Genomic DNA, 11,587 nt, shown 5'->3' on the forward strand with positions numbered 1-11,587 from the left:
CATGAGGTCTCCGCGTTGGCGTGACGCCAGCCGCGCTCCGGCCGACCGCGTGACCTCGGTCGAGATCTTCTTCGACGTCGTCTTCGTCTTCACGCTGACCCAGCTCACCCGGATCCTGGAAGCGGACCTGTCGCTGGCCGGCTTCGGCCGCGTCCTGCTGCTCTTCGGGATCCTGTGGTGGATGTTCGACGGGTACGTGTGGCTGGCCAACCACGTGCCGCCGCGGATACCCGCCCAGAAGCTGCTGCTGTTCCTCGGGATGGTGGGCTTCCTGCTCGCCGCGATCGGGATCCCGCGGGCCTACACCGACACCGGCCTCCTGTTCGGCGTCGGGTACCTCGTGGTGATCAGCGTCCACCTGCTGCTGTTCACCCAGGCCGACCTCGGCCGGGCACTGGCCTGGCTGGGGGCGTACAACCTGGGATCCGCCCTGCTGGTCGTCGTCGGCGGGTTCACCGAGGGCGCCACCCGGTACGCGCTGTGGCTGGCGGCGTTCGCGGTCCAGTCGGTCATCCCGTACCTGGCGCCACGGTTCTCGTGGGTGAGCGTCCAGGCCCTCTTCCGTATCCAGCCGGGGCACTTCGTCGAGCGGCACGGGCTCCTGGTGATCATCGCGCTGGGTGAGTCGGTCGTGGCCATCGGGATGGGTGTGGACGTCGACCACCTCACCACCGGCACCATTGCCGTCATCGGCCTGGCGCTGGCGCTGCCGGCGGCCCTGTGGTGGACCTACTTCACCGACGCGCCGGCGGCGGAGGCCGCCATGGCCGCCGCCGGGCCCGGTCAGCGGGTCGGGCAGGCCGTGCGGCTGCTCTTCTCGCACATCCCGTTGCTGCTGGGCATCGTGGTCACCGCCGCCGGCATCCACGCCGCGGTGGCCCACCCCGGCGACCCGACGTCCTGGCAGTCCGCGTTGGCGCTCTCCGGCGGCGTGGCCCTCTACCTGACGGCGATCGTCGCGATCCGGCGTTCACTGCACATCGCGGCGGTGCGGAGCAGGGTGATCACGACCATCGCCGTGTTCGGCACCGTGCCCGTCGGCATGGCGACGAACGCGGGACTGCACCTCACCGCGCTGGTCATCGTCGTCGTCGTGATGCTGGTGGTCGACCGCCGGTACCACGCGGCCCAGATGCTCCGCGAAGCGTAGGGACAGGCGCTCTTCCGGTCGTGCTCCGGCACTCTGCACCTCCTCGCGTGGCTTGCCCCGGCCGCTCCCGGCTACCCGACCGGCCGTGCTCGGCGACGGGCGATCCTGTCGCCGGCAACCCCGGCGGCCAGGGCCTCGCGCTGAACCTGGTCGCCGTGTGCCGCACGGAGATCGGCGAGCCCGCTGTGGCGCTGCCCATCGTCGAGCAGGCGATCGCGCTGCTCGACCCTCGGGGTGAGGCGGCGCTTCGGGACACCATCTGCTCGGTGAGGCAGGCGCTCGGCCAGCACGCGGCGGCGATCGCCGCCTTCCGGCGCGCGGCCGAGCTGCGCGAACAGGTGGGGGACCGCTATCAGCAGACGCAGATTCTGGTACGGCTCGGCCGCGTGCAGACAGACGCGGGGTGTCGCTGGGGGTGCCTGGCGTACGGCGTCCAGGCTGCTGACCGACATCGGGCACCCGGATGCCGAATCCGTGGATGCTCTGCCGGCGACTGCGACCTGACCCCTGCCGCGCCCGGTCGGCGCGACCCGGTCGGGGCTCAAACTGCTCCGGCGGGGCCTGCGCGCGCGGTGCGAAGATCCTGCGCTAAGCTGTACCGGCTGTCGCGGGGGAAACCACGCGGGGGCATCGGGACGTGGCGCAGCTTGGTAGCGCACTTGACTGGGGGTCAAGGGGTCGTCGGTTCGAATCCGGCCGTCCCGACGCAGCTCAGAGGGCATATCCGATCGATGGATATGCCCTCTTTTCGCGTCTGAGTGTCTAACTGAGTGTCTACGCCTCATCGTCGAAGATTTTGTCCATGGCGACGGCCCCGGCGAGGAGCACGGGCCGGAGTTGGTGCCGGTAGACGCTCTCGGTGACCGTCGTGCCGGAGTGACCGCAGAGGTCGGCGATTTGCTCGATGCTCACGCCGCTGTCGGACAGCAGAGACACGAAGCTGTGTCGCAGCTCGCGGGGTGTCCAGTCGCGCGGGTCAAGGCCCGCCCTGGCGACGACCGGGCGGAAGGCCCGAAGCACGTTATGCCGATCGAGGGCAGTGGCGGCGGCAGAGGCGAACACGAGGCGGCCAGCGGAGGGCTTACCCTGGCGCTCGTGGTGGGTTGTGAGCGCGGTAACGCACCGGGCTGGCAGAGCCAGGGTGCGACGGGACTTCCTCGTCTTGGTGTCACCATCGGCGCGGACCGAGCGCCACACCTGGATGGACGGCGGTACCGGCGGATCGTTGTCCGGCTTGCCGTTGAGGTCGACATGGTCCCAGGTGAGCGCGCGCAGTTCCTCGGTGCGAGCGCCGGTCAGCAGTGAGAGCACGATGTAGGCGTGCAACGAGCTGCTCTCGGCAGCGGTCAGGAGCGACTTGGCGTGGTCAAGTGTCAGTGACTTCGACGGACGGCCGCCACGACCGGAGGGCACTGCGCGAAGTGCCACAACGTTGCGCTTGACCTTGTCCCGCGCCATGGCCCGATTGACCGCGCGGTTGAGCAAGGAGTGGAGGAGTCGCAGAGTGCGGGTGCTCAGGTGTTGGGCTTTGCCCATGAGCCAGCGGTCCACGTCGGTGGCGCTGAGGTCTCGCAGCTTCCTCGCACCGAGGTCGCCGATGATGTGCGACCGCACGAGAGTGGTGTAGTTCGTCTTCGTATTCTCGGACTGGCGACTCAGGCCGTAGGCGAGCCAGTCGTTGAGAGCGTCGGCCACGGTGTTCCCATCCTGGACCAGGGCAAGGCCGTCTTCGTAGTCGCGGATCTTCTCCCGCAGTTTGGTACGGGCTTCGGTCTTGGTCTTGCCGCTACCTCTGCGCATGATCCGCTTGCCGGCCGGGGTGTACCCGACGGTGACGCTGGCGATCCACCGTTGCCGAGACTCGTCCCAGTGCAGGCCGCCTTCTCCTCGGGCGCGGCGTTGGCTCATCGGATGCCTCCTTTCCGGGCTTCCTGTTCGAGTAGGTCGACGTAGGCGGTGATCGCGGCGGCGGAGACGAGCCGAGATCGTCCCTGTCGGACGGTGCGCAGTCGGCCGGCCCGGATCTGTTCGTAGATGACGGTCCGAGACAGACTGAGCAGCCGCATGGCCTCAGGGATGCGGTAGAGCGCCTTGGACGTCGCGTCGATGGTGGATGCGGTCAAATCACTCTCCTCTCGTTGGTGCCACCTAAGCGGCGGCCGGCACGGTGCCGGCGGGGGTGGTGCCGAGTTCGTGGGCGAGTTCTTCGCGGCCGGCGGCGTGTCGTGCGCGGGCGAGGGCGGCGGCGGTGTTGGCGAGGAGGGCGTCTCCGGTGGTGTGCCAGCCGACGCCGGCGAAGGTGAGGGTGCCGACGATGAGGGTGGTGTCGTCGAGGTGGTCGACGGCCTTGATGTCCGCGCCGGCGCCGTGGTCCTGGTCCTTGTTGCGGCGGTAGGTAACGCGGGTGTCGCGAAGGAGTTGGAAGGTGACGGAGTAGCGGCGGGCTTTGGTGAGGAAGTGGCCGCCGAAGCCGAGCATGTGAGCCCAGCGGCGCAGCCGGGCGTACGGGTTGATCGTGGCCGGTTTCGTCGGTTCGGCGTCAAGGCTGACTTGACGGTGGGCGACGCAGACGGGGCAGGCGGCGTAGCGGGTGTGGGTGCCGCAATCGGGGCACTGCCAGCGCTCGACGAAGCCGGGTGTAGGCCGGTGGTCCCGGGGCCGCTGGGAGAGCGGGACGGGTGTGCCGGTGGGTCGGCCGAGTCGCCAGCAGGCGTCGATGAGGCGGGCGGTGTGGTCGCCGTCGGGGTCGGCGTAGTCGCCGATCGAATCGGCGTCCAGCCTGACGGAGCGGTGCCCGGTTACCTCGGTGCTCTTGGTGGCGTACTTGGCAAGGTAGCCGGCGACCATGCCATCGGTGACCTCACCACGACCAGTCAGCGAGATGGGGCGGACGTCGAGCTGGCGACCCCAGACGACGGGCCAGCCGGCGGGGTGGCCGGGGGTGGTGTAGTCGACTTGGGCGGCGGCGTGGCGGATGGCGTCGTCGAGGTCGGCGGCGGTGAACCCGACCGGCGGCGGGACCACGGCCGTGGGGTCGGCTGGGTGGACGCCGTCGAGGCGAATGAGGGCGTGGAAGTGCACCGCCCCGCGCGCTTGGAACTCGGCGGCTTTGCCATGGGACAGCCGGACCGGGGCGACCTTGCGCACCTTCCCGGAGGGGGTGACCACCTCGACCGGTGGGATACCGCGTCGGCGGGCGAGCTGGGCCAGGTGGCGTTCCGCGGCTTGCTTGGTGCGCCGCCACAGCTCACCCGCAAAGACGTTCCAGACCACCTGGTGGTCGTGGTCGTAGCAGTCCAGGCACAGCGGCTGCCCGAGGACCGCGTCAGTCGGTTCGTGGCGTGCCCAGCAGACGGCGGGCCGGCCATGGGCGCAGGTGGCGGCGGTGGTGTCGTCGGTGCGGCGGGCGTGGCAGGGGTCGGGGCGGCAGTCGCAGCGCTTTCGATTGGTGCAGGTGTGCCGCTTGACCGCCCGGACGTGGACCGGGCCGAAGGACGGGGCGGTGAAGGTGGCGAACACGGCCGGGTGGCGGGAGACGGTGTCGGGAACGCCTTTACCGCCGACGAGGCCGGCACGCAGGAGTTGGTAGGCATCGCGTCGGTAGACGGTGGCGCAGGTGGGGCAGACGGTGGCGCGGCGATTGCCGCACGCCTTGTAAATCGCGGCATCCGGCATCGCGTCGGTGTGCCGGGCGTCCAGCAGCCGGCCGGAACCGTGCTCGACGGTAAGGAGCTGCCCGGCGAGGCGGATCGGGCGGGTGCAGCCAGCGGCGGCCCGGACGTGCTCCAGCCAGCCGAAGTAGTCAGGGTCGGTGGCGCGGGTGAAGGCGGAGCCGGCGGCGGTGTAGCCGACGAACGGGGCGATGGTGTCGGCGTTCGAGCCCACACCCCGGGCCGAAGCGCGGGGTGTGAGGTCCAGCGTCGAAGCCATCAGGCAGCCTCGCCAGCGAGGTGCCAGTTGGTGATGGTGTGTTGGGTGACGATGGTCCGGCAGGGTCCGCACTGGCGGTCGGCCGGTTCGTGCCGGTGGCACGGGATGGTGGTGGTCACGTTGCCGCAGCGGATGGTGACCGGGGTTCGGCAGGGTCCACCGGGGATGACGTCGATGACAGTGCGTCGGGTGTCGTAGGGGTGGGGCTCGGCGAAGGCCGGGCAGGTGTGGGTGGTGTATTCGATGTCGACGACGTGGATGGTCATCGGGCACCACCGACCGGGGTGCCGTTGACGGCCGGGGTGTGGCCGGTGAGGGTGTGCAGCAGTTCTCGGGCGATGTCCGGGGTGATGGAGAGCAGGCTGGCGAGTTCGTCGGCGGTGATGGGGCGGCCGGTGGTCTGCTCGTGTCGTCCGATGACGAAGCGGGCGGTGGGGACCAGGTGCGCCGGGACCTCCGGCCGGGCGACGGGGATCGGGGTGAGGGCGGGTACCTCGATGGCGGCCGGCGTCGGTGCCGGCGGGGTGTCGACGACCGGCGCAGGAGCCGGCGGGGTGTCGACCACCGGCGGGGTTGCCGGGGTGCCGGCGTGTTCGGTGGCCGGTGGGGTTTTGGTGGCCAGGTCGTTGACGGCGGCGGCTTCGGCTTCGATGGCGGCGAAGTCGGGGCGGATGCGTCCGGCGACGAGTTCGACGCCGATCACGAGGACGACGACCAGGGCGAAGACCAGGCGCAGGCCGAGGCTGCCGGGTGAGGCGAAGTTGATGGTGGCCGACAGCAGCGCGGCGGAGGCGAAGACGACCATGGCTCCGCGTTTGGCATCGCGGGCGATGCCGGAGGTGCGGACGACGGTGAGCATGGACACCATGGCGGCGTCACCGGCGAAGTAGAAGCCGCTCTACCTGATGACCCGCGTGTGCTAGACGGGGTCGGCAAGCCGGGTGGTCCGGGTGTCGCCCGCAACATGGCCATGGCACGCAGCACCGGTTCTCTATTACGGGTCCTGGATGCTGATGACCAGCTCACACCAGGCGCCCTCGCACGCGAGATCGAAGTTCTGACCTCTCACCCTGAGCTTGGCTGGACAACATCGAGCGTGCTCGACCTGATGCCGGACGGGTCAACGATCAGCTGGCAACATGCCGACCCGGCGGGCGGCAAACTCGAACGAGCCGAGGTCCTGTCCTACTTCCACAACAACGGCTACCGGCTACCTGTGCACCCCGCAACGCTGTGCATCCGACGGGAACTCGCGCTTGCCCTCGGCGGCTGGATGGCGCTACCCGGCGGCGAGGACACCGGACTACTGCTCGCAGCCTCAGTAGTAGCCGACGGGTACTTCATTGACGAACCAGGGTTGCTGTACCGGAAGCACCCTGACCAGATCACCGCACAGGCCGACTGGACTGCAACCGCGGAGTGGCAGCTCCGCATGCAGCTCATCGAGTCCCGGGCGATCGCGCTACGAGCCCTCTTCCTTTCGACCAACGCCTGACCCGGGCAACCGGCGGCGGTCGTCGCCCAGAAGGCCGGCCGGACTGCCGGCGATGTCAGGCTCCAGTTGATGCGTTACGCATCTATTCCAGTTGGTGGGTGACAGTTCGTCGGCCGGTAGTGCCTGGTCGTCACACCGCGTGACTGATCCGCCGCCTGCTGCCAGGGCGCGCGATGGATGGTGCCCACCAGCAACGCGCGGTCAGCGGCAGAAGCGGATGCGCCACGCGCCTCTTGTCGGGCGGGCTAAGGGATGTCTCGTAACCCCGGTGTCCGTCCGTTGAGGACGATCGGTCAGGATGCCTGGGTGCAGGTGATCACGGCAGCGCACCCTGAGTGGATCTTTCCGTTCGCGGGGCTGCAGCCCGCCCAGTTCCGCAAGCTGGTCCGCCTGGTCGCCGAGCGTGGCGGTGACGCCATCGCCGACGGCCGGCCGGGCAGGCAATGGGCCCTTGACCTCGCCGACCGGGTGCTGCTGGTCGCCGCCTACTGGCGCACCAACCTGACCATGCGCCAGATCGGCCCGCTGTTCGGGGTGTCCCACTCCGCGGCGCACCGGGTCATCGACACTCTCGGCCCGCTGCTTGCCCTCGCGCCGGTGCGCCGGCGGCCGGTCGACCAGATCGCCATCGTCGACGGCGCCCTGATCCCCACCCGCGACCACCGCCTGGCCGCCCGCAGCAAGAACTACCGGTACTCGACCAACCTGCAGGTCGCCATCGACGCCAGCACCCGCCTGGTCATCGTCGTCGGCGACCCGCAGCCCGGCAACCGCAACGACACGATCGTCTACCGCACCAGCGGCATCGAGGAAAAGCTCAACGGGCGGCCCGTCATGGCCGACGGCGGCTACCGCGGCAACCCCGAAGTGATCATCCCGTACCGCAAGCCCGCCGACGGCAGCGACCTTCCGGACTGGAAGGAAGCCCTCAACGTCGACCACCGGACCGTTCGAGCAGGGGTCGAACATGCCCTGGCCAGGATGAAGTGCTTCAAGATCCTGCGCGACTACCGCCGCGCCGCCCACACATTGGCCGATGCCGCTTCTGGCATCGCCAACCTCCACAACATCATCCTGGCCGGCTGACCACCGGCCCGGCGCCGGGCAACACCTTCACCCAGTTACGAGACGTCCCTTAGGTTCGACTCAGGTCTGTTGGAGAAATTGCATGAGCTGCGCGGTGAGTTCGGCCGGCTGTTCCTCGAAGATCCAGTGGCCAGAGTCCTCGATGACGCCACCAGTTACCGTCGTGGCGTACTGCGCGACCTGGGTTGGTACCGCCTCCCCGAGGCTGGCTCGGGCGCCGAGCGCGAGAACCGGCATGGTCAGCTTCGTCTTACCGTACTCAGCGTTGTCGGCGACATCTTGGGGCAGTGCGCGGAAGTAGTCGAAGCTGGCCCGCAGGTGAGCGTCGTCTTGCAGGTGCCGGGCGTACTCGCGGACATCGTCATCGCCGATGCCGGTCTTCTGGACTTCCATCGAATCGGTGAACCGATCCACCCACAGGGCCTCGCGACCGTCCACGATCTGTTCCGGCAGGCCGTTGGGGAGGCTGAAGAAGCCAAAGTTCCAGAAGCCTAGTCCCTTCGGGGTCAGTGACGGGAACTGGTACAGGCGCCTGCACTCAGCGATCGGGCACATCCCACCAACCGAATACGAATCGATGTTCTACGCTCAACACCAGCCCCGCGAGGTGGCTGGAGCCAACAGCGGAGGTCTCCACAGAACCCGGGGCGGTTCAATGTGGAGATCCTCGTCGCACTGCGCTGTGTGTGTTCAGGGCAGGAGTAGGAGCTTTCCTACTGTGTCTTGGGATTCGAGGTCGCGATGCGCTCTGGCGGCGTCCTCTAGGGGGTACGTGCGGTCGATGAGGACGTCTAGGGTGCCGTCTTCGATCCATTTCATGACTTGTAGGGCGCGGCTGCGCCGCTGGTCGATCGACTCGTGCGCGGGGATGCCGAGGGCGCGGACGAGGTGGATCCCGTCAGGTTGTTCCCACAGGTTGATCGGGGGGATGAACCCGCCGGCGCGGCCGTAGTGGACGAACACGCCGCCAAAGTGCAGGGCCGAGATGCTGACGTCGAATAGGGCCTTGCCCGTTCCGTCGAAGACGATGTCCACGCCTTGTCCCTTGGTAAGTTCCCGGATAGCCGCCCCCAGGTCTTCGACCTCGTCGCGTACGAGCACTTCCCAGGCGCCCGCCTCGGTTGCCGAGCGGGCCTTATGTGCGCGGGATACGGTGGCGATGACCCGACCGCCCCTATGCGTGATCAGCTGAGTGAGCATGCGGCCGACGCCGCTGGCGGCGGAGTGCACGAGCACGACAGCGTCTTTGGGGACGGGGACTGAGTCGTAGCAAAGGTGCTGGGCCGTCAGTCCTTGCATCAGGCCACCTGCGGCCGCTTCGAAGGTCACACCGGGGGGAATGGGGATCATGTTTTTGTTCGGCACTGCGAGGATCTCGGCGTAGCTGCCGAATACTCCGTCCCATGCGACTCGGTCCCCGACATTGGCGGTGGATTCTTCGCCGACGGCCACGACCACGCCCGCGCCGTCGACACCGAGGCGCAGTGGTAGCGGAAGTGATTTGTTCATGCCCCGACGCAGGTTGCTGTCCATGAGGTTGATGCCGGCCGCCTTGACCTGGACGACTACTTCGTCCGGCTTGGGTGTGGGGATGGGCCACTCCTCGACGCGTAGGACGTCGGGTGTGCCGAATTCCGATGCCGCGATGATTCGCATTGTTGCTTTCCTTCCGTTACGTTAGTTTATGGTGCCGCTAGCCCCTTTAGGGCGTAATTCGCGATCAGCCGGCCGGGAACCGAGGTAAGCTATCCGGAGGCACCCCTCCGGATAGTTCCGGAGGGGTGCCTCCGCTAAGCTAGCGGAGGGATGCCTCCGGATGCAACCGAGGTGAGGTGACGCACGTCATGACCGGCGGAGGGCACCTGCCCGAGGTCTTCGCACCGCGGCCCAAACGGGCCGGCGCCCGGCGCAACTACGAGTCTCTGATCGCGGCGGCCCGCGAGGCGTTCGCCGAGAACGGGGCGTCGGCCTCGCTGGAGGAGGTGGCCCGGCGCGCCGGCGTGGGCATCGGCACCCTCTACCGGAACTTCCCCAGCCGGCGGGAGCTGTTCGAAGCCGTCTACGTCGAGGAGGTCGGCGCAGGACAGCGGACTGCCGGCGATGTCGGGTCTCAGGACCTCCGTGACAGATCAGTCTCGGAACGTGCGTGACACGTCCGGCTAGACGATCTTGCTTGCATTGCGACGGGCCCTCAGAGTCGCACGGGTTGATCCTCCTGCGAGGCTGAGGGGATGGAACAGTCTGCATGGTCCGAGATTTCGGCGCTGGTGGCAGCAGCTCCGTATCCGGTGGAGGTGCTGCCGGCCGATCCGCAGCGGGCGGGAGCATGCCTGGCGGCCTTGGAAATCACGACCAGGTCGTGGCTCGGGGCGGTGGTCGCTAACAGTGGCGGGCTGGTGATCGATCAGGGTTGGCTTCGGGTGCTCGGGGGTGGGCACGACGTGCTTCCGGATGTGGCTGCCGAGATGGACCCGGGGGCTGGTCGTCTGATCGTCGCTTTCGATGTGATGGGCGGGCAGTTCGCGTGGTTGCAGGCGAAGCCGGGTGTAAGGCCGACGGTGCATTACTTCGGCCCGGAGGATCTGGCTTGGCAGGATCTTGAGCTTGGGTATGGCGACTGGCTGGAGGCGATGCTCGCCGGTGCCATGACTCAGTTCTATGAGGGCTTGCGGTGGCCGGGGTGGGAAAGTGAGGTGGCCAGCGTTGCTCTGTATCAGGGGATCAGCGCGTGGCCGCCGCCGTGGACACGGGAGGGCAAGGATCTCTCGGCGGTGTCCCGCAAGCCGATCCGGCTTGCTGAACTCGTTTCGGTTCACCAGGATGCGGCACGTCAGCTGGGCTTCCTCTAGAAACACCGCTGCCTCTGCGGGTCTGTTGTCCGAAGCCGGCATCATCGTGGTGCCCTTCGGGCAGCCTCGGGTTTGCGGACCTTGAATCGGGCGATCGGTTTGACGGTGGTGCGTGGCACTTCGGTGACGAGTAGGTCGCCGTCGTGGACGCGGAAGGTGGTGTCGGCGGCTTCGACGGTCAGGGTCGCTCCGGCATGGTGGATGCCGACGTGGATGCGTTGGCCGGCGATGACTAGGGATCCTCGGCAGCTGACGCGGCGTTCGACCCGCACCGGTTCGTTTACCGGTGTTGGTGGGGGTCCGGCGGGGCGGGCGTCCCGGATGCGGGCGATCTCGGCGGTGGTGAGGGGGTTGGGCAAGCTGCGCAGGAGAACGCCGTCGGCGGTGATCTGCATGAGGCCGCGGTCGAGGCGGACGGTGACCCGCCTGCCGGCGAAGTGGTAGCCAACGGGGTGTTGCCGGCCGGCGAGGCTGATCAGACCGGTGGCGTTGACGAGCCGTTCGACCTCGATCGGGGCGCCGGCCTGGACGGGGCCTGTGGTGATCGGTGGTGGCCCGGCAGGTTGGCCGTCGTCGGCGAGGAGCTGCCGCAGGTGGGTAGGGGTGAGCCGGGACGGGACGGTCTTGAGTCGGACGCCGTCGACGAGCAAGTGAATGACGGTGGTGTCGGCCCAGAGGGTGACCGGGAGTCCGGCGCGGGTGGGGCTGAGCCAGAACTGTTGGCCGCAGACGGTGAGGTTGCCCGAGGCGGGAACGAGGCGGGTGACCTCCACGGCCAGGCCGACGTCGTCGCCGGTTGTCACTGGTGCGGCTGCGATGGTGGCCGACCCGGCAGGTGACGGAGGCGCTGGCAGCTGCTTTCTGGGCGCCGGGATGGTGGTGGCCAGCGCCGGGGGCAGCCGCAGCGGCACCTGCTCGTCGGCTGGTGGGGTGGTGAACCGGTCGGCGGGGAATGCCATGTTCAGGGACTGGTGCGGCCGTTGGGTGTTGTATTCGTGCCGGAACGCGTCGATGTGTCGGCTCCGCCTGAAAACTGACCACGTGGTTCCGGCTGAATCGGGACCACCTCCTGAAGCA

The 11,587-nt window shown here is 68.4% G+C and carries 13 protein-coding genes, 1 tRNA gene and 1 pseudogene; 6 read left to right on the plus strand and 9 right to left on the minus strand.

What is annotated here, in order from left to right; genetic code table 11:
• Position 1 precedes the first annotated feature (1 nt).
• Positions 2–1,150 (plus strand): low temperature requirement protein A, encoded by a 1,149-nt coding sequence (locus tag V6U81_RS26060; protein ID WP_334493019.1) that lies wholly within the window; start codon positions 2–4, stop codon positions 1,148–1,150.
• 71 nt (positions 1,151–1,221) lie between these two features.
• On the opposite strand, the gene V6U81_RS26065 is transcribed toward V6U81_RS26060, so the two are convergent.
• A complete protein-coding gene (locus tag V6U81_RS26065) occupies positions 1,222–1,602 on the minus strand; it encodes a hypothetical protein (RefSeq protein ID WP_334493021.1) in 381 nt (126 codons plus the stop codon).
• 179 nt (positions 1,603–1,781) lie between these two features.
• On the opposite strand from V6U81_RS26065, the gene V6U81_RS26070 reads away from it, so the two are divergent.
• Positions 1,782–1,855: transfer RNA gene (locus tag V6U81_RS26070), tRNA-Pro, on the plus strand.
• A gap of 69 nt (positions 1,856–1,924) precedes the next feature.
• On the opposite strand, the gene V6U81_RS26075 is transcribed toward V6U81_RS26070, so the two are convergent.
• From V6U81_RS26075 to V6U81_RS26095, 5 genes and pseudogenes are all read right to left on the minus strand, one after another.
• The gene (locus tag V6U81_RS26075; protein ID WP_334493022.1) at positions 1,925–3,058 is read right to left on the minus strand and encodes a site-specific integrase; all 1,134 of its coding nucleotides are present in this window, start codon (positions 3,056–3,058) and stop codon (positions 1,925–1,927) included.
• Positions 3,055–3,273: a helix-turn-helix domain-containing protein gene (locus tag V6U81_RS26080; RefSeq protein WP_130334517.1), complete on the minus strand. Its 219-nt coding sequence runs from the start codon at positions 3,271–3,273 to the stop codon at positions 3,055–3,057. Before V6U81_RS26080 ends, V6U81_RS26075 begins: the two co-directional genes overlap by 4 nt.
• A 25-nt stretch (positions 3,274–3,298) precedes the next feature.
• Positions 3,299–5,080 (minus strand): replication initiator, encoded by a 1,782-nt coding sequence (locus V6U81_RS26085; protein ID WP_334493026.1) that lies wholly within the window; start codon positions 5,078–5,080, stop codon positions 3,299–3,301.
• Entirely contained in the window at positions 5,080–5,346 is a 267-nt protein-coding gene (locus V6U81_RS26090; protein WP_334493028.1) for a hypothetical protein, read from the minus strand. The genes V6U81_RS26085 and V6U81_RS26090 overlap by 1 nt, the downstream gene beginning before the upstream one ends.
• Positions 5,343–5,957: pseudogene (locus tag V6U81_RS26095) on the minus strand (DUF2637 domain-containing protein); the annotation flags it as partial. The gene V6U81_RS26090 and the pseudogene V6U81_RS26095, both read right to left, overlap by 4 nt.
• A 39-nt stretch (positions 5,958–5,996) precedes the next feature.
• Here V6U81_RS26095 and V6U81_RS26100 point away from each other — a divergent pair.
• Together V6U81_RS26100 and V6U81_RS26105 are read left to right on the plus strand one after the other, a co-directional pair.
• The gene (locus V6U81_RS26100) at positions 5,997–6,575 is read left to right on the plus strand and encodes a glycosyltransferase (RefSeq protein WP_334493030.1); all 579 of its coding nucleotides are present in this window, start codon (positions 5,997–5,999) and stop codon (positions 6,573–6,575) included.
• A 306-nt stretch (positions 6,576–6,881) separates the two neighbouring features.
• On the plus strand, positions 6,882–7,661 hold the full coding sequence (locus V6U81_RS26105) for a transposase family protein (RefSeq protein WP_334493032.1): 780 nt from the start codon (positions 6,882–6,884) through the stop codon (positions 7,659–7,661).
• A gap of 60 nt (positions 7,662–7,721) precedes the next feature.
• On the opposite strand, the gene V6U81_RS26110 is transcribed toward V6U81_RS26105, so the two are convergent.
• Together V6U81_RS26110 and V6U81_RS26115 are read right to left on the minus strand one after the other, a co-directional pair.
• Entirely contained in the window at positions 7,722–8,216 is a 495-nt protein-coding gene (locus V6U81_RS26110) for an alpha/beta fold hydrolase (RefSeq protein WP_334493034.1), read from the minus strand.
• Positions 8,217–8,351: 135 nt separating this feature from the next.
• A complete protein-coding gene (locus tag V6U81_RS26115) occupies positions 8,352–9,317 on the minus strand; it encodes a zinc-binding dehydrogenase (RefSeq protein WP_334493036.1) in 966 nt (321 codons plus the stop codon).
• 188 nt (positions 9,318–9,505) lie between these two features.
• On the opposite strand from V6U81_RS26115, the gene V6U81_RS26120 reads away from it, so the two are divergent.
• Positions 9,506–9,811, plus strand: a complete 306-nt coding sequence (locus V6U81_RS26120) for a helix-turn-helix domain-containing protein (RefSeq protein WP_420884089.1) — start codon at positions 9,506–9,508, stop codon at positions 9,809–9,811.
• An 81-nt stretch (positions 9,812–9,892) separates the two neighbouring features.
• A complete protein-coding gene (locus V6U81_RS26125; RefSeq protein ID WP_334493038.1) occupies positions 9,893–10,510 on the plus strand; it encodes a DUF2625 family protein in 618 nt (205 codons plus the stop codon).
• A gap of 41 nt (positions 10,511–10,551) precedes the next feature.
• Here V6U81_RS26125 and V6U81_RS26130 read toward each other — a convergent pair.
• Positions 10,552–11,587 (minus strand): integrase core domain-containing protein (locus V6U81_RS26130; RefSeq protein ID WP_334493040.1); only part of this gene is annotated, 1,036 nt, incomplete at its 5' end.

Source organism: Micromonospora lacuserhaii (assembly GCF_036902735.1).
Taxonomy (GTDB): Bacteria; Actinomycetota; Actinomycetes; order Mycobacteriales; family Micromonosporaceae; genus Micromonospora.

Bases quoted from the DNA above. Each gene is read 5' to 3' on its own strand.
- V6U81_RS26090 (WP_334493028.1), bottom strand. From the start codon at position 5,346: ATGACCATCCACGTCGTCGACATCGAATACACCACCCACACCTGCCCG.
- V6U81_RS26115 (WP_334493036.1), bottom strand. From the start codon at position 9,317: ATGCGAATCATCGCGGCATCGGAATTCGGCACACCCGACGTCCTACGC.
- V6U81_RS26125 (WP_334493038.1), top strand. From the start codon at position 9,893: ATGGAACAGTCTGCATGGTCCGAGATTTCGGCGCTGGTGGCAGCAGCT.
- V6U81_RS26085 (WP_334493026.1), bottom strand. From the start codon at position 5,080: ATGGCTTCGACGCTGGACCTCACACCCCGCGCTTCGGCCCGGGGTGTG.
- V6U81_RS26065 (WP_334493021.1), bottom strand. From the start codon at position 1,602: ATGTCGGTCAGCAGCCTGGACGCCGTACGCCAGGCACCCCCAGCGACA.
- V6U81_RS26110 (WP_334493034.1), bottom strand. From the start codon at position 8,216: ATGTGCCCGATCGCTGAGTGCAGGCGCCTGTACCAGTTCCCGTCACTG.
- V6U81_RS26075 (WP_334493022.1), bottom strand. From the start codon at position 3,058: ATGAGCCAACGCCGCGCCCGAGGAGAAGGCGGCCTGCACTGGGACGAG.
- V6U81_RS26120 (WP_420884089.1), top strand. From the start codon at position 9,506: ATGACCGGCGGAGGGCACCTGCCCGAGGTCTTCGCACCGCGGCCCAAA.
- V6U81_RS26060 (WP_334493019.1), top strand. From the start codon at position 2: ATGAGGTCTCCGCGTTGGCGTGACGCCAGCCGCGCTCCGGCCGACCGC.